The sequence below is a fragment of the Shewanella canadensis genome (assembly GCF_003966225.1).
Lineage (GTDB): Bacteria > Pseudomonadota > Gammaproteobacteria > Enterobacterales > Shewanellaceae > Shewanella > Shewanella canadensis.
Genome location: NZ_RXNU01000010.1, coordinates 63,310 through 80,213 on the forward strand (window position 1 = coordinate 63,310; position 16,904 = coordinate 80,213).

Annotated in this window: 15 protein-coding genes; 4 read left to right on the forward strand and 11 right to left on the reverse strand. The window is 47.0% G+C overall.

What is annotated here, in order from left to right:
* Positions 1–45 precede the first annotated feature (45 nt).
* On the forward strand, positions 46–453 hold the full coding sequence (locus EKG38_RS17000) for a hypothetical protein (protein WP_126521417.1): 408 nt from the start codon (positions 46–48) through the stop codon (positions 451–453).
* Between the two features lie 847 nt (positions 454–1,300).
* On the forward strand, positions 1,301–2,140 hold the full coding sequence (locus tag EKG38_RS17005) for a tetratricopeptide repeat protein (RefSeq protein ID WP_126521418.1): 840 nt from the start codon (positions 1,301–1,303) through the stop codon (positions 2,138–2,140).
* A 75-nt stretch (positions 2,141–2,215) separates the two neighbouring features.
* Here EKG38_RS17005 and EKG38_RS17010 read toward each other — a convergent pair whose 3' ends face one another.
* From EKG38_RS17010 to metB, 7 genes are all read right to left on the reverse strand, one after another.
* Entirely contained in the window at positions 2,216–2,956 is a 741-nt protein-coding gene (locus tag EKG38_RS17010; protein ID WP_246033203.1) for a PIG-L deacetylase family protein, read from the reverse strand.
* A 363-nt stretch (positions 2,957–3,319) separates the two neighbouring features.
* The gene (locus tag EKG38_RS17015) at positions 3,320–3,547 is read right to left on the reverse strand and encodes a cysteine-rich CWC family protein (RefSeq protein ID WP_126521420.1); all 228 of its coding nucleotides are present in this window, start codon (positions 3,545–3,547) and stop codon (positions 3,320–3,322) included.
* Positions 3,548–3,572: 25 nt separating this feature from the next.
* The gene (locus EKG38_RS17020; RefSeq protein ID WP_126521421.1) at positions 3,573–3,788 is read right to left on the reverse strand and encodes a hypothetical protein; all 216 of its coding nucleotides are present in this window, start codon (positions 3,786–3,788) and stop codon (positions 3,573–3,575) included.
* A 141-nt stretch (positions 3,789–3,929) separates the two neighbouring features.
* Entirely contained in the window at positions 3,930–4,304 is a 375-nt protein-coding gene (locus EKG38_RS17025; RefSeq protein ID WP_246033204.1) for a hypothetical protein, read from the reverse strand.
* 358 nt (positions 4,305–4,662) lie between these two features.
* On the reverse strand, positions 4,663–5,553 hold the full coding sequence (metF, locus tag EKG38_RS17030; RefSeq protein WP_012144373.1) for a methylenetetrahydrofolate reductase: 891 nt from the start codon (positions 5,551–5,553) through the stop codon (positions 4,663–4,665).
* A gap of 461 nt (positions 5,554–6,014) precedes the next feature.
* Positions 6,015–8,402, reverse strand: coding sequence for a bifunctional aspartate kinase/homoserine dehydrogenase II (locus EKG38_RS17035; RefSeq protein WP_126521423.1), 2,388 nt, complete (start codon positions 8,400–8,402; stop codon positions 6,015–6,017).
* A 12-nt stretch (positions 8,403–8,414) separates the two neighbouring features.
* Positions 8,415–9,581, reverse strand: a complete 1,167-nt coding sequence (metB, locus tag EKG38_RS17040; protein ID WP_126521424.1) for a cystathionine gamma-synthase — start codon at positions 9,579–9,581, stop codon at positions 8,415–8,417.
* A gap of 234 nt (positions 9,582–9,815) precedes the next feature.
* On the opposite strand from metB, the gene metJ reads away from it, so the two are divergent.
* A complete protein-coding gene (gene metJ / locus EKG38_RS17045) occupies positions 9,816–10,130 on the forward strand; it encodes a met regulon transcriptional regulator MetJ (protein ID WP_012144376.1) in 315 nt (104 codons plus the stop codon).
* 126 nt (positions 10,131–10,256) lie between these two features.
* Positions 10,257–10,991, forward strand: a complete 735-nt coding sequence (locus EKG38_RS17050) for a sulfite exporter TauE/SafE family protein (RefSeq protein WP_126521425.1) — start codon at positions 10,257–10,259, stop codon at positions 10,989–10,991.
* Positions 10,992–11,294: 303 nt separating this feature from the next.
* On the opposite strand, the gene EKG38_RS17055 is transcribed toward EKG38_RS17050, so the two are convergent.
* The 4 genes from EKG38_RS17055 to phsA form a co-directional block, all read right to left on the reverse strand.
* On the reverse strand, positions 11,295–12,488 hold the full coding sequence (locus tag EKG38_RS17055) for a conjugal transfer protein TraF (RefSeq protein WP_126521426.1): 1,194 nt from the start codon (positions 12,486–12,488) through the stop codon (positions 11,295–11,297).
* 460 nt (positions 12,489–12,948) lie between these two features.
* Positions 12,949–13,890 carry an NrfD/PsrC family molybdoenzyme membrane anchor subunit gene (nrfD, locus tag EKG38_RS17060; RefSeq protein ID WP_126521427.1) on the reverse strand — a complete coding sequence of 314 codons (942 nt, stop codon included), beginning with the start codon at positions 13,888–13,890 and terminating at the stop codon, positions 12,949–12,951.
* Positions 13,887–14,459: a 4Fe-4S dicluster domain-containing protein gene (locus EKG38_RS17065; RefSeq protein WP_126521428.1), complete on the reverse strand. Its 573-nt coding sequence runs from the start codon at positions 14,457–14,459 to the stop codon at positions 13,887–13,889. Before EKG38_RS17065 ends, nrfD begins: the two co-directional genes overlap by 4 nt.
* Before the next feature lie 12 nt (positions 14,460–14,471).
* On the reverse strand, positions 14,472–16,754 hold the full coding sequence (phsA, locus tag EKG38_RS17070; RefSeq protein ID WP_126521429.1) for a thiosulfate reductase PhsA: 2,283 nt from the start codon (positions 16,752–16,754) through the stop codon (positions 14,472–14,474).
* Positions 16,755–16,904 lie beyond the last annotated feature (150 nt).

The window sequence follows — 16,904 nt, forward strand, 5'->3', positions numbered from 1 at the left end:
TTTAAAGGGCGCTAAAATAATTAAAATAACTAACAGGAAGATATTATGCATAAGTTCAGTTTTGGCTGTTCGGTCGAACTTTTAACCAATAACATTGCACAGATAACCATAGAGCCGAATGTCGAGGTCACACTCGAGATGCTAGGAGAGTTCGATGAATATATGAGTACAATATTCAATCACGACTTCGCCTTACTTATTGATAAACAAAATAATTACAGCTATTCCTATGAAACACTTCTATGTATGGGATCACAAGAAAACCTAAAGGCAACGGCGGTGGTTTTTTATGATGAATCCGATGCCAAGCTCCCCCCACAATTCGCGGAAATGAGACAGGTTGATCAGCTCAATATCCAACTTTTCTCGGGAGCTAACATTGGAACCCAAAAAGCATTGAATTGGCTTGAGCATCAACTATGCACAGAAAAAAAAGTCGAACTTTCATATTAGAAACAGTTCTCAAATAGAGACGAATTTTCATAAAAAAGAGTCTCCAAAACTCGTAGAACGCTAAGTTTCAGACCTAATACTCTGAAAATATCTTTGTGTATCTATCTTAATGTTTTGTATCTCAATCAATTCTCTGTATTGAGCCTTTCTGCCTTTGTCACAACTTTGCAAGGTCTTTAAGCAGGATTAACAAATACAAGTGAAAAGCAAAGACGGAGATAGCTCTACGACCGGAGTCTCGCTGGCTATATCAACCACAAGATGATCATCCAGAGTAATAAATCATAATATCAAACTAAAAAACCACGCCCTTACTGTGCCATTAAGAGTCAATCAGCGATTGACTATCTACTGCAAAGGTTATATCTGCACCAGCATTAGCCACCGGTGCAGTATTTGATGCCGGTGTATCGGGTGTAGTATCCGCTCCACAGCAGTCACTTCAAAAATCACGATCAGAGCCTCCACATGCTGTGAGCAGTATTACTGCGGCCATAATAGATAAGTTTAATTTTATCGACTGATTATGCTTCACTTCGCTTAATATCATCACTCACTCCCCGAGGGCATACCATTTACTAAGTATTAGTTAATGACCATCCTAGAAGCCGCTAAACGCTTGCTAAAAGCCTGAATTCAAACGAAATAGCATGATGCAATACAATGTCACGGTCCCTTTTAAAGTGCAAAGTCAATTCCTCGAATCCCCTTCTATCCAGCGCAATGAATCATAAACATATTTGCCCCCAACTTTGCACACCATGATATTAGTTCGATTTGTAATCAAATTAAATAACTGTTAAAACATTACATGTTACAAAAATGTTTCTATAAATAAGGGTTAAAAATGAAAGGATTCATCTATTGGATGGCAATAATTGTATTTGTCATCGCAAGCTATACTCCTGGTACAGCCAGAGCATCGAACCACTTACAAGCTTGTGACACGGCTGAGTGCAAAGAATATTTCACAGCCTATAGAATACTTACCCGAAGGGGGCATTCTGAAGCTATGGCGACTCTTGGAGAGTTATACTACGCAGGTTATGGTACTGAAAAAAATACCGAACAAGCACTAAAATGGTTTAGAAGAGCAGCAAAATTTGGCATAACTTCTGCGCAATATAAAGCAGGCGTACTCTACTTGCAGGATTCAGATTTCCAAGATGTAGAGAAAGGAGTGAGTCTTATAAAAAAAGCCACTAAATATGATTTTTCACCAGCATGCTTCGTACTTGGAAAGATCTACCTCGATGGTAGATTCATTCCTCAGGATATACCGCAAGCTGACAGATGGTTATCTGCAGCTTACAAACTGAATAACCACGAGACCATTAAGTTTTCAAATAGATTAAAAAACTCACCTAAAACAGCATCTTTGGAACTGACTGAGTTATTCGGCTTAATTGAATCTGATTTTAAGGCCACACTAGCTGCCGGCTCTAATCCTCCTATTAATGAAATGGAAACAATAGTCATCACGGCACCTGAATATACAGAATATTTCGATTCTGAGATTGCTAGGTTAAACAAATCTATACCTGATACATCATCTGGCACAGGTTCAAAAATTGCGGGAAGAACCTGCTCCAAACTCTGGGGATGTAGTACTGAATCAGATCGTGAGCGGATCAGAGATGTGTTGCTAAGTAATTGGGGGCTAGAAACCATAAAGTGGCGACCATAAACCTAAGTTATTTACAGAGAGATAATCGTCGATGGAATAGGAGGTCCCCCTCCTATTCCATCGACGGACCAATAACTAGCACTTATCGCTTTCCAAATAGCACAGCAATACATTAATAACACTGTTATTTTTTACAATTACCAGCTCTTCAATCGAAACAGTTTCTACATACTTACCGAATGCATTCATCACTTTTACTGGAAACTGAGTTGTATACTCAGCCATAGCTTTTACTCTCTTGTCGGCGTAATCAGAAACATCTACCCTCAAACTAATAGCACCATTCTCTATAGGCTTCTCAACCAGATAATCTATTCCAAATTCATTGGCTGTAGTTGAAAGTTGATTTGCCTTAGTCTTAGATATTGCAAAATAGATCAAATTAAGAGAAAAAGACTCAGTGACCAGACCACTAATAGCTCTATGATCATTATTCCCTGTGATTCCTCCCTCTACAAAAGTCATTAATACTGATGGTTCCAGCTGTCGAATGATACCGGATAACATATTTCTCAGTTTTTCCTGATAAAGTTTCAATTTCCCATCAGGTAAACGTAAGAATATTGGAGGCATCAATCCTAATACCCGGCTAGCTTCAACCGCTTCTCTTTCCCGAGCTGCGGCTAAGGCCTTTCCTGATAAGTTTTGCCCTGAATGGTCACTCCCAGCATCTCCTGAAGTGGCATATACAGGAAAGACTTTTACGCCATGATCGCTCAATTTTGCTAACGTTCCCGATATCCAGGTCTCATCATCCGGATGAGCAAAAATAGCGACGACAGAGAGATCCCCCGCCATCTCTTCCACCGGTTCCATACTATATCTCCCATCAGACTGTGCTCTTCCATTCTCAAAATGGCAGCCTGTTACGCTTAAAGCAAGCATGAGAAGTATCAGAGTCAACCTAATCCTTTGGCCCATAGCTCACCTCGCATTCACCGGTTAAACTCTCAGACAAGAGAATCGATCCAAGCATAGTAAATATTGGCTAGATACACCAAGGGAGAGCCGACTAAAAAACGGGTGTCAGCCAAAATGATGCCATTGCTGATTAGCAAAGCCACACCATTTGGGGAGACATTCATATCGGGAGTATTTATAGTTCGAAATTGAGTTCTAAACTGATTACCTACCTGATGAGACTGAATGAGAATGGAATGTAGCTCTCACTGCCTTGCTTCAATCTAACCTCTTCAGTCCTAAATCTGCTTCCTCTTTTAGCTTAGCTATACACCTCTCACAGATGCACCCCTTAAGCTCCAGAGCCTCCTCTTCGACAACTTTTTTTGATGGAAAAGTGGTGTGATTACACCAGCAATCTTTGAGCTCCTTTCCCTCAATGACGGCACAGCCGTTTTGTCGTTGGCACAAAGGGCAGATTTGGTCTTGCTTTAGTTTTTTACTCATGACTATGCTTGTCCTTCGTGGCAGTTTAAAACTCATCCGCAGGATGATTCACCCCATCATACAAGGCGACACCATACCTAAGCAAAGAGTGCCAACTACCTTGAAAAACACCGAAAGGTGAACCATCTTCTAAACAGCCCACATTATGAATATATTCGGAGATGTTTAACGAATTAGCGTATCTGCAGAGAAGATGTTTGAAAATCTCTGCCTCATAAGCCGATGGTTCATCAGAAAACAACTAGGCTCCACCATAGGAGTCGACGATACGGCAAGAGTTTCCAGCATCAGAGAAGGCCTGTTTTAACGCTTCTAAATGAGCAGAAACGCCGAATATATCTGACACAATTAAGATATTCATAAGCTATCTCTCGGTAGCAGCCTACAAGCTATCGAAATCGACGCGATAGGCTAAGGCTCTGCATTCCAGATAATCGTTACAGCTGTTATTGAGGCGATGATCGACACACTCCATGATCACCACGCCATTGCCACCCAGCCTCTGAGTTTTATACTTAAGCTCGCCAAGAAGAAATGACTCGCTAGGTTTAGGCTGGGTCGGTCTGGTTCTGCAATAGGAGGAGACGACCTTACCCAGAGATTCGGCTTTATATCGCTGAATTTCAGCAATGGAGTACTCTTGAACTTTATAGGTTCTTAAAGACTCATCGACACCGGGTGTCATACTGGTGTTTAACCTGATCCCATGACATGCAGACAGAGATAACAGCAAAAAAACCGTCACTAAAAACTTCATCAAATTCATCCTTAAATTTAAAAAGTGTTGAGAAACATAAATAACCTCACCAACTCAACTCTTTCCTCGAACATCCAAGACTTCATCATAAAGAACCAACAGGCTCTGTTCAACTTATGCACATTATCATTCATCAAGGATAAATTGTATTGAACCGAGCCATGCTCTCCAGGAACAGTTCACTACTCTTCAGGGCAAAACCTTCCCCCTATATTAAGCGAGCCCGGAACAGATTTTTATCCGAATAATAAAAATGCCCCACCGATAAGGCAGGGCATAGATTTCAACTCGTAGCTCGTAGCTCTAATTTTCTAAGCCTTCGCGGCTAAAGCCACTCCTACACTTACGGCTTATAACTTTATTTCCCCGGGCGCACACCTAAAGTATGACAGATGGCATAAGTAAGCTCGGCGCGGTTCAGGGTGTAGAAATGGAAGTCTTTTACACCTTCACGAGACAGCACTTTAACCATATCGATAGCCACATTGGCCCCCACCATCTGTCGGGTCGTCGGGTCATCATCCAAACCTTCAAACTGCTTATGTAACCAGCCGGGAATCGACACGTTGGTCATACCGGCAAAGCGTTTAAGCTGTTTAAAGTTGGTCACGGGTAAGATGCCAGGAACGATCTCTACATCGATTCCGGCCGCAACACAACGGTCACGGAATCTAAGGTAGGACTCGACATCGAAGAAAAATTGCGTGATGGCACGGTTGGCGCCGGCATCAATCTTCTTCTTCAGATTAATCAAATCAGCCTGAGCATTAAGGGCATCGGGATGCACTTCGGGGTAGGCCGCAACGGAGATATCAAAATCGGCGACAGAACGCAGTAATCGCACTAAGTCATTGGCGAAACGAGTTGGCTTAGGGCTGCCTTCAGGCAGGTCACCGCGCAGAGCCACGATATCCCTGATACCCGAATTCCAATAATGCTTAGCAAGCTCCTTGAGCTCTTCATCACTGGCATCGACCAAGGTGAGGTGCGGCGCGGCAACTAAATCTGTTTCCTTCTGAATACGCTCAATCACCCCATGGGTACGGTCACGCACACCCGAGTTCGCCCCGTAAGTAACAGAGACAAACTTAGGATTAAGCGGTTCGAGGCGACGAATGGAATTCCAGAGGATTTTTTCCATCTCTGGAGTGGCAGGAGGGAAGAACTCAAAAGAAACGTTAATATCGCCATTAAGCTCGGCTAAGCTCTGGTTTAGCGATGTAGCATGTTGTGCATGATGAAAACCCATTTCTATTCCCTCTACGACTATCTTCAATAAATAAATTCTTTTAGACGTTTGGACGTCTATACATCCATATTAGAGAAACTCTGATTTAAGTCAATAGCAAATAGAGTACTAAATACAAATATGATAGTTCTTAAAAAGGAAGGACGCGACTTCGTCGCTAGAGGACGGTTGGAAAGCACCTTAGGGGACGGACTTCGCCCTGCGAGGGCGCAGCAAAGCTGCTATGAGATGAGGACGCGACTTCGTCGCTAGAGGACGGTTGGAAAGCACCTTAGGGGACGGACTTCGCCCTGCGAGGACGCAGCAAAGCTGCTACGAGGAAAAGCTTTTGCTCTTCTCTCGAAGTGAAATTGAGAACGACCCCGAAGCGAAGCGACCTCGAAACGAAGCGACCTCGAAGCGAAGCGTCCTAGAAGCGAAGCGCCCTCGAAGCAAAGCGCCCCCGAAGCGAAGCCACCTTCTTACTCCTGTACCAGGTCTCTGCAGATCTGCGCCAGATCCGACTGCACAGCAGCCGCGGTCACTTCTCGTCCGGCTCCGGGTCCTCTGATAATAAGAGGATTGTCCTGATAGAAGGCACTGCGGATCACAAAGACATTATCGCCTGGAGTCAAATTGGCGTAGGCATGTTCTCTGTCAACCCACTGGAGACCCACTCCAGCCTTTAACCGACCTTCGATCACATCCAGCCCCGCCACATAGCGAAGCACCTTATTCTGCTCCGCTGCGGCCTGCAACTGCTGTAGCATCTCACTATCGAGCTCGGTAATACGCTCAAGAAATTGCTCCAGAGGAATATCGGCTAATGTCGCCGGCACTAAGGAGTTAAGCTCAATATCTTCAAGCTCTATCTCATGACCAATTTCACGGGCCAGTATTAACAACTTACGCTGCATATCGCGGCCGGAAAGGTCATCACGGGGATCGGGTTCGGTAATACCTAAGCTTTTAGCTTCCATGACTAGCTCTGAAAAGGGCTTACTGGCATCATAATGTTCAAACAACCAACAGAGGGTTCCGGAAAAGATGCCACCAACAGCTTCGATACTATCGCCGCTGTTATGTAGGTCATTCAGTGCATGTTGCACCGGTAATCCCGCACCACAACTGGCGTTATAGCGCCAAAATAGTCTGCGATTTCCCAGTTGCTGTTTCAGCTCACGATAGAAAGCCAATGGGCCAGAGCCTGCCAACTTATTCGCACTCACCACATGAATGCCTCTGGCGAAAAACTCCGGATACTGCAGTGTCAGCTCGGCACTCGCACTGATATCCAGTGCGATAATTTCATCACAATCCAGTGCTTGCAACTGCTCAAACAGGTGATCATACAGCCAGGGGGTCGCTTGCTGTTCAAACTCTTGCTTCCAGGAGGATAAACCTATCCCCTCCTCTTTCAACAAGGCTTTCTTTGAACTCAATAAGCCTACCAGTTCGACACTGGCTTCCAACTCTTTATTCAGGGATGTACGTGCGCGCGTAAACAGATCGACCCAGGCCTCTCCGATATTACCCACACCCAGCAAGAGCACACCAATGCGTTTACGCGGACCGGCACAGCGCCTATGTACTTTCTGAGTCAGTAAGTTGACATTGGCACAGGGAACTAAGGTGACCAGACTCAAGCCGTCATTGAATAACGGCCTGGCATCACGACTCAACAGCCGGGCAAAGCCACGACGATAGAGCTCGGCATCGGCGCTGACGAGGGCGACCAGGCCAAGATCCTCACGTAGAAGCAGATCCGATATCCCCGGGACTTCAGATTCGAGGATAGCTCGCACCTGCTGCTGATTCTCATGGGTAAACGCCAACTCAACCCGGCCATGGGCAAGCTGCCAATGAGCCAAGGGTTTTAGCCCAGACGCTGCCAATAATTCGGCTAAGTTGGAGACCTCGGTGGTGATTCTGAAGTTAAATAGCGACACACTGGCCAAATTGGTCACCACCGGCGCACTGGCCGAAGAACTCTTGGGCGCAATCAGGGTAAAGTCGGTGTGGGATGCATAACTCGAACGTACGGCTAAGCTGACTTCGGTATCGAAAAGAGGTTGCAGAGATCGATTATGCAGTACCGGAGAGCCCAGATGAGCGAGACGGTTTGCCTCATCCAGAGAGAGACTCTTCAGCAATTTAGCATCGTTGATCTTATTGGGGTCGGCATTGAATACCCCTTCGACATCGGTCCAGATGGTCACCCGCTCGATGGCGGCCAGACTGGCGATCAGGGTGGCGCTATAATCGGACCCATTGCGTCCCAGCAACAGAGTTTCTCCTCGACTGTTGGCACAGATGAAACCCGTAATAATTAATCTTTCATTGGGATGGTCATTAAGTACTTGCCGAACTCGCTGACGGGACTCGACTAGCATTATCTGCGGCACGCCACCTTCGTCGGCCAATAATAGCGTCCTGGAATCGACATCGCTCGCAGCAACACCTGACTCCCTGAGCAAGGCCGCCAGCAGGCGCGCGGACCAGCGCTCACCGAAGCTCACCACTTCGCTGCGTTCGTACTCCTTCAGTTCATCCTGTGAAAACAGACTGATAAGCTGGTATTTATCGATCGACAAACGTTCTCTTAAACTTGTGGCCTGTTCATTGGAAAGCAGCTGCTCGATCAGGTTTTGCTGAAAGCCTATCAGCACCTGCAGTTCCTGCTGCCACAGCTGGGCGCTATCTTTTAACTCTAATAACTTATAAAGAAAGTTGGTGCTCTTACCTGCGGCGGAGACTACGACTAGATCGTCGCTATTGCCGTGAGTGAGAAGGATATGAGCCACACGGCGATAACAATCGGCATCCGCCAGACTGGAACCACCAAATTTATGCAAATGACAACGCGCCATTTTAAACTCCTATTAACAGCTGGCAGCTAATGCCGCAGCAAGTCCTGCCTGTATATCAGCAACTAAATCATCTGCATCTTCAATACCTACAGAAAGACGGATAAGGGTATCTTTCACCCCGGCTTCGGCTCGAGCCTCTGGCTCCATTGCTCTATGGGTCATTGTCGCAGGAACCGCGACTAAACTCTCTACCCCACCTAAACTTTCTGCGACGGAGAACACGCTAAGTTGCTCGAGGAAGGCCACTAATTCGGCTTCTCCCCCCTTAAGCTCGAAACTTAACATAGCGCCAAAGCCTTTTTGTTGTTTCGCGGCAATCTCATGACCGGGGTGATCCTTAAGACCCGGATAATACACTTTTTCGACGGCACGACTCGATATCAAGGTATCCAGTACTCTTTGGGCGTTTGCTTGATGCTCTCGCATGCGGACGGCAAGCGTGCGAATACCACGTAATGTCAGATAGCTGTCGAACGCCGATCCGGTCAGCCCTAAGGTATTTGACCACCAGTGCAATAACTCCCCTAACTCCTCGTCTTTAGCCACCACGGCGCCGCCGACCACATCACTGTGTCCATTGATGTATTTGGTCGTAGAGTGAATAACGATATCCGCTCCGAGCAGCAGCGGTTGCTGCAAGATAGGCGAAAGGAACGTGTTGTCTACCACCACGAGTGCATCGACGGCATGGCTCGCTCTCGCGATAGCTTCGATATCGACCACGCGCAACAATGGATTCGAAGGTGTCTCGAGCCAGACCATCTTAGGCTTTTGCGCTATGGCATCTTGAAGGGTTAACTCATCGGTCTGATCGACAACAGCCAACTTAAACTGTCCTTTTTTCGCTAAATTGGTAAACAGACGGTAGCTACCGCCATAGCAGTCATGGGGAACCACCAACAGATCATCGGGGCCTAGCAGACTCGTCACCAGGGTAATGGCGGCCATCCCGGTGCAGGTCACTACACCCGTGGCTCCCTTTTCTAGCCCGGCGATTGCATCACCAAGAATTGAGCGGGTCGGATTACCCGAGCGACTATAATCAAAATCTCTGGGATTCTTGTGCCCGTCGAAAGAGTAATTAGTAGAAAGGTAGATTGGTGGTACGACCGCACCATGTTGAGTATCAGACTCAATCCCTTGACGGACTGCAATTGTGGCTAACTTACGCTCGGTCATCTACATCTCCTAAAACTATTTACTGAACATCATACTTCATTTAAATCGACACAAAGAGATGTCTGGACGTCTAAATGTACCTAAGGTAAACGCCATCGTCAACAAGTTATAGCCATTTAGACGTCCAAACATATAGAAATCTATTTGCAATTGTCGCAAATAAGAGGCAATAATTTGACTGTACAAATTAAAGGGTTAAAATCTGCCCCGAATTTTGAATTTACAGGTGAGTCAATGACTGAGTGGAATGGCGATTATATCAGCCCATATGCTGAACACGGCAAGAAGAATGAACAGGTAAAGAAGATTACCGTTTCAATTCCCTTGAAAGTGCTGAAGGTACTGACTGATGAGCGTACTCGTCGTCAGGTCAATAACCTGCGCCACGCGACTAACAGTGAACTCCTGTGTGAAGCATTTTTGCATGCCTATACCGGTCAGCCGTTGCCAAATGATGAAGATCTGTCTAAAGATAAACCTGACAGTATTCCGGCAGAGGTGAAACGCTTGATGGATGAGATGGGAATTGAGTGGGAAGATGTAGAGTAACCCGTCCCCATATTCAGTCAATTTCAGGGATCGCTATGCGATCCCTGTTTGTTTCCGCCGCTCACGATTTCAGATAGATTGATTTTCCGTTACTTTTTCCCACAAGCTTAACCGAGAGAAGATGCAGTGCTTTCAATAATCGACCCAACCAGCTTACTCTTAGCCTCGATCATCATCTTCTTCGGTGCCCTCACCCAAAGTCTTATCGGTTTCGGTCTGGCGGTCGTCGCGACCCCTTTACTCTATCTGGTCGATCCTCAACTGGTGCCGGCTCCCGTTATTTTTATGGGGTTTTCTATCTCATTGCTTACACTGTTCAGAGAGCGTCGCGCACTGGAATTTAACGGGCTGCAATATGCTCTGCTCGGCCGCATTCCAGGCGGCTTTCTTGGGGCAGGTTTATTGATATTTGCCCCTCAGCCCATTCTGGGGCTGGCAATAGCCGGAATCGTTGCCGCAGCCGTTATTCTCAGCCTGATGAAGTTCAACTTAAAGGTTAATCGCAAAAGTTTATTTGCCGCCGGATTCGTATCTGGAATATTCGGTAACATCGCCGCCATCGGGGGGCCACCTATGGCAATACTGCTTTCGGGCAAAGATGCTAACCAGTTTCGAGCCGCACTCTCAGCCTTCTTTATCTTTAGCTCTACGATCGCACTGGTTATCTTAGCCATAACCGGGTTGTTGGCTATCGAACACCTATGGCTGTCACTGATGTTATTGCCAAGTGTAATATTGGCCTATCTGGTCTCGGGTCGCTTGGTTGGCCATATCGATAAGAATAAAACCAGAAAAATAACCCTGTTACTCTGCTCTGTGAGTGCCTTGGTATTGACGATAAAATCGATAGCGGAGCTTTAAAAAGCTAAGGGCGATAAGCTGTAAGTTGGAAGCGGGAAGTAAAACAGAATCTTGGGCATTTATCATTCTGAATTCATTTCAGAATCTAGCTCTGCTTTGTCTTAGCTCAAGGTACAGAGGCATAGAGTTATATGCCTCATATCAAATCTGCTCTATGAGATAAAAAAACTGGATGCTAAAACGAGTTCAGCAAGACAAGCAAGCCACCTCGCGCGATTTACACACTCCTGACTATATCCAGCATTTTATCTCTGACTTTGAGCTTAAAACTTGCTTCGATCTATCTTTAACATATTGTTGCTGTTAAAAATGATATGAGGTTTGCAGTACACCGCCAATCGCATCATCGCTGCCAACCATGCCAGTTAAATCCAGATAAAATACCTGCCCAATCGCAAAGCCGGTACCTAAAGAGTAGATGTTCGAAGTATTATCCTTCATATCGTGTCGGTAACCCAGACGCAGCGCCAACCAATCCGTAGCTCTCATCTCCCCACCTAAGCGCCAGTACTGAGTCCCACCTATCTCATCGAAACGCTTATGAGAATTAAGATCGATATCCGATGTCAATGTGAGCTTATCCCAATCATAGGCAACACCTGCGGTAAACAGGGGCTCAACCTGATAGGTAAATCTTCGTCCTTGAGCTTCAACAGTTTCCACATCTTTGCTAATTAAGTTACGGCCCGATAACCCTAGAACAAGTCCCTCTACTGGCTCCATGGCCACACCAATATCCAGATTAAATGTCGTCTCATCATTTCGGTACTTAGAATCATTGAAATCACTGGAATCGAAGTTATTCGCACTCACCACATAATTATAAGTATCTATACGCTGAATCTTAGGCGACACCCCAACCATCACAGGCATATTAACAATAGAAAGAGGGTAACTTAATGCCACGCCAAACTCAGAAACGGCACCAGCAATGACAGCACCTTGAGAATCCAGATCTGATATCTCAGGTGGATTATTGGGATCGAGTGCCGTTAATGCATCTATATCAGATTGCTCAATAGCGGCGACACCTATGGCATCGATATAGCTCTTATAAAAGACAGCCATCGGTATCTTGTGATTAGGGATAACCACAGACGCGCCAACCCCGGCACTAACATAGGCAGTGTTACCTTTTAACGATTCGAGATCATCAATCAAGTCACCGCGAAAACCTTCTATTGCAGCCACATCTCCCGCCGTAATCGCCGCATCCAAACCATCATATGAGATTTCCAGCGCATCGAACTTATCGACCATCTGATCTTTATCGGCCCCATCGGCCCCGAGTACAGGTAACAAGAGGACAAAATCATCGAACTTGGGGGCATGTAGTGCGAGCAGAGCAGGATTAATAAACGCTGCCCCCTCTCGGTTAGAAGACGCAACACCAGCACCACCCATAGCGTCGCTACGGGCCTCATAATATTGTTGACCAGCTGATGCGGAGAAGGGTAATAATAAAGCACAGCACAAGGCTAATTTTAGCATTTTCATCCATTCATCCCTTATCTTTATTTTAATTTTTACTGCATCTATACCCACTGTGACTTAGTGCGGTTAGACAAAAGCCAATAAGCATAAAACAGTCAAATTTAAAGATAGTCCAACAATCGGAATTGTGTGCGATAAGAGCTCAAAAAAAACAAACGAATCTAGCTAATTAATTACTCAAAATTCAAACGGTATTTTATCACTCGTTTTAATGAAAACTAACTACTTGAAATTCATTCTTTTTGCCATGAAGATGAAAACAATAACTATGTCACCTGCTTATAAAAATGATAACAGGGCGATAAAATCGAAGAGATAAATATCTTGGTGAAGGTTAGGCTGATAACGGTTAACTGCCAAGATGCAGTTAACAATTGCTTAATGTGCGATCTTCAAATTTCTATGTAAGTAAAAGCCCGGATATTGCACCCGGGCTCAACTGATAGCAAAAAATACTCTGCAACTAGTAAATGTAACTTTGCCCGGCATAAAGAATAAAGTGACGCAGTGCCAATACCCCGGTTAATCCTGAACAAGCCACCATCAGCATCGCGCCTTTTGTATGACGCGTCGCCGCTGGCATCAACATAGACAGCAGAGGAACGCCGAAGCCGATACCCACGACTCCAATCCAGAATACCCCAGCCCACATACCGGTGGTGAGCGATGCCAGCGCCACTGCCGCTGCGCCACCTTTGAAGTACAGGGCACAGAACAACATGAACAGGAACATGATCTCAGTCGCCATCACAGGTAATTCCAGAGCATGCATACGGCTAAGCTCTCTATCATGGTTATCGACCTTGAACATCAACAGGGCAACCACAGAGTTCGCCGCCGCACCGGCCGATAATCCCGAGACCAGGAAGAGCGCCGGCAGTATTGCCGTATTGAGCATAGGGTAAGCATTCATCGCCGAGATCAGGAAGCCTGTGTATGCCCCGACACCGATAGCCAGTATAAACAGCAGCACTTCAATCGCTTTACGCCAGCCTATCAGCATCTGTGCAACCGGACTCAGGAAGCCGAGTCCCCATTTGGGCAACTCGTCTCGCAGTACGATTAAGCCATAGGCGATACCCAAGGGCGTGTAGACCAAAAGCGCCAGTACACCAAGCGCCATCACCGACTGGAAATTATAGTTGACCAGGATAACCCAGAAGTGGAAAGGCTTGGTCAAATCGAACACCAAACACGCCAGACCTAAGCTAATCGCCACCGGACCAATAATTGCCGCCGCTTTCAGGATCGGACTCTCCGTTAGCGTGTCTTTACTGTACCAGCGCATACCTATGCCGATCAGCACACTACCGGCCGACAGGCCTGCCATAAACAGATAAACTGCGATGACCCAGTTCCATGTGACCGGATCGTATTGCGCCATATCTCCCCATGTATTGTTCATGACTCTATCCCCCCTCTCTTAGTCGGAATACGATAGATCCTGGGCTTAGTGCCAAGGTGAATCTTATCCTGGTAACTTGGTTTGGTGTTGAGTAACTTTGCGACCTCACTGTCGGGCTCGTTGGCATCTCCGAATGTCAAAGCATTGGTCGGACAAACGGTGACACAGGCCGGTAACTCGCCACGAGCCAACCGAGTATCCTTACAGAAATTACACTTATCAGTTGCCTTAGTTTCCGGATTGACGAAACGCACCTTGTAGGGGCACGCCGCCACACAATACATACAGCCGACACACTTATCTTCCTTGATGGTAACGATACCATCCTCGCCAACATAGGCCGCGCCGGTCGGACAGACCTTGACACAAGGTGCATCTTCACACTGCTGACACGATACCCTGTGGTACTTAAAATGCAGGTTTGGCGCCTGCCCAAATGGTCCTTCAACCCTGACTTGCAATCGGGTCACCCCCTCCGGGGTTCCATTTTCACTGCGACACGCCACATTACAGGCCTGGCAGCCGATGCACTTGTTTTCATCGTGCACCATTACATAACGTTTACTCATAACTGCCTCCGATTAGACCTTTTCGACCTTGACACCTGTGGTGTGTAAGTTCATACCAACAACGGGCGCTGTGCTATCGGGCAACAGGTTTCCGCAATGCAACCCCTTGCCTGACGCTCTAATTAACTCTTTGTTTTTGGAACCAAATCCCATATAAGCAAATACCGTATCCTGACGGATCCCGGGAGTGACCATGGCATAACTGGTTTCACTACCGACACTGCTGGTCAGGCGAATCGCATCTCCATGGCTGATGCCCAGCCGTCCCGCCGTTAGCGGATGGATCCAGACAGCATTGTCGGCCATAAGGTTGGCAAGAATAGGCACATTGTGGGTCGCACCATTGGTATGCACGGCAACCTTACCCTGAATGAAATAGAGTTCATCGGCTCGCTTAAGCGGTGCGTCACGGTAGCGGATCACGCCACGTCCAGGCGCAAATGCCTCGACAGCCGCCGAGCTCAATTCAATTTTTCCGCTTGGCGTCTTGAATTTAAGCGCACTGGCATAAGTGCCATCATCATCGGGCGTTCTGGCATTGGCATAGGTGTCGGTGAACTTGGCCACCATAGAGGGTTCACGCAACATCAATGGCTTACCATAGCTGACATAGCCCTTCTCCTTGATGTGCCTCAATGCCTTGTCATCCCGGTTCATCTGAGCCAGTTGCAAGGTCTCCATGTTGGCCCATGGATAGAACTTACTTAAGCCAAGCGCATCGCCAACCTCCTTAAATATCTGCCAGGAAGGCTTAGTATTACCTATGGTTTCCACCACACGTTGACGCACATAATAGGCAGGATTCTTGCCCGATTTATCGGCTATCTCTTCATCACGTTCCAGATAAGTCGATTCAGGCAGAATAAGATCCGCATAGGCCGCGGTCTCACTGATGTACACATCACAGACGGCAACAAATTCCATCTTCTTAAGCGCCGCCAGCACCTTAGCCCTGTCCGTCATGGTCTGCATCGGATTGGTACGGCTCATTACCCAGCCGCGCAGCTGATAGGGCTTTGCCTCCAGTGTCGCGGCGAGAATGCTCTGGTAAACCCCGCCATTTTTCCACACCATGGTGTACTGCTTATCCATCTGATCGATGCGCTTGGCCGTCGGTTTGGGCATGCCTTCCACGCCAGGCTTGGCTAACTTAGGGGCAACGGTTTCACCGGCAAACTTGTTATAGGTCTTGGCCTTCTTGCCCAGATATAGCCCACCTTTACGCTCGATATTGCCGATAAGTACGTTGGCGGCAAAAATCGCCCGGCGCATATCAAACTCTTCGGTGGTGAATGTCGCTCTGTGTCCGAAATCAACCACGGCATGAGGCGCTGCGGCTGCTAACTCATGGGCGATGCGGCGGATATCTTTCGCCTTCACATCGGTAATGCCCTCGGCCCACTCGGGCGTATAGGCTTTGACTTCGGCGGCAAATGCTTCGAAACCGACCACATAGCGTTCAACAAAGGCTTGGTCATACAGCTTGTCGGTGATCAGCACATGACACAGTGCCAGCGCCACCGCCACATCCGTTCCTGGGCGCACTGCGTGCCACTCATCGGCTTTATCGGCAACCACTGAGAAGCGGGGCTCGAAGACCACCAGCTTGGCACCTCTTTCTGATTGCGCCTTCATCATGCCACGGGTCTCAGACATGTTGATGCCTTCATAGATATTGTGACCGAAGTTAATGATGTATTCAGAGTTACCCAGATCTCGCTTCAGCTTAGTGCCAAACATAGACTTGGCGGCGATCACGTAGGCACCCGGGCAAAGCGAGCCATGGGTAAAGGTGTTCGGGCTGCCAAATGCCTTGGCCAGATGGAAGAAGTGACCGGAGAGCGAACCTTTCTTGGAAGAAAACGCCACAGCCTCGGGGCCATGTTCACGCTTGATCCGGTTAAGGTTAGTAGCCATCATCTTATAGGCTTCGTCCCAGCTAATCTCGGCCCACTTGCCTTCACCACGCTCACCGACACGTTTAAGTGGATTCACGATCCGTTGTGGGTCATAGAGCAGGCTATGGCCGGCACCACCTCTGGCACACACCTTACCGCCAAAAGATTTCGCCTCCTTATTACCCGTAATAAAGACATTTTTGCCATCGACCACACGCGCAGAAATCGGGCAACGGGTAGAGCACATCTCACAGATACTGGCGACCTCCTTGCCCACTGCTTTAAGTGGTTCCTTTTCCAATGCCGCTAAAGATCCCGGTAGCATAGTCGCCAGAGCGCACGTTGCGCCCCCTGCTCCTGCTCCTTTAATAAAATTCCGCCTATCGAGCTTAATCATGGTTACCTCCATCAACTTCCAGTGGAAGATGAAATCACTCACTGTTTAACACTGTTATTAGTTTGATGCCCCTAATGCTGGCCTGACGCGCCGACTCAGAAGCTTAGGACTATTGTTATCCCTTACAAAATTAAGGGGTATTGTGGTAAA

Bases quoted from the DNA above. Each gene is read 5' to 3' on its own strand.
- metJ (WP_012144376.1), top strand. From the start codon at position 9,816: ATGACTGAGTGGAATGGCGATTATATCAGCCCATATGCTGAACACGGC.
- nrfD (WP_126521427.1), bottom strand. From the start codon at position 13,890: ATGAACAATACATGGGGAGATATGGCGCAATACGATCCGGTCACATGG.
- EKG38_RS17025 (WP_246033204.1), bottom strand. From the start codon at position 4,304: ATGAAGTTTTTAGTGACGGTTTTTTTGCTGTTATCTCTGTCTGCATGT.
- phsA (WP_126521429.1), bottom strand. From the start codon at position 16,754: ATGATTAAGCTCGATAGGCGGAATTTTATTAAAGGAGCAGGAGCAGGG.
- EKG38_RS17055 (WP_126521426.1), bottom strand. From the start codon at position 12,488: ATGAAAATGCTAAAATTAGCCTTGTGCTGTGCTTTATTATTACCCTTC.
- EKG38_RS17065 (WP_126521428.1), bottom strand. From the start codon at position 14,459: ATGAGTAAACGTTATGTAATGGTGCACGATGAAAACAAGTGCATCGGC.
- EKG38_RS17005 (WP_126521418.1), top strand. From the start codon at position 1,301: ATGAAAGGATTCATCTATTGGATGGCAATAATTGTATTTGTCATCGCA.
- metF (WP_012144373.1), bottom strand. From the start codon at position 5,553: ATGGGTTTTCATCATGCACAACATGCTACATCGCTAAACCAGAGCTTA.
- EKG38_RS17015 (WP_126521420.1), bottom strand. From the start codon at position 3,547: ATGAGTAAAAAACTAAAGCAAGACCAAATCTGCCCTTTGTGCCAACGA.
- EKG38_RS17010 (WP_246033203.1), bottom strand. From the start codon at position 2,956: ATGGAACCGGTGGAAGAGATGGCGGGGGATCTCTCTGTCGTCGCTATT.
- EKG38_RS17000 (WP_126521417.1), top strand. From the start codon at position 46: ATGCATAAGTTCAGTTTTGGCTGTTCGGTCGAACTTTTAACCAATAAC.
- EKG38_RS17035 (WP_126521423.1), bottom strand. From the start codon at position 8,402: ATGGCGCGTTGTCATTTGCATAAATTTGGTGGTTCCAGTCTGGCGGAT.
- metB (WP_126521424.1), bottom strand. From the start codon at position 9,581: ATGACCGAGCGTAAGTTAGCCACAATTGCAGTCCGTCAAGGGATTGAG.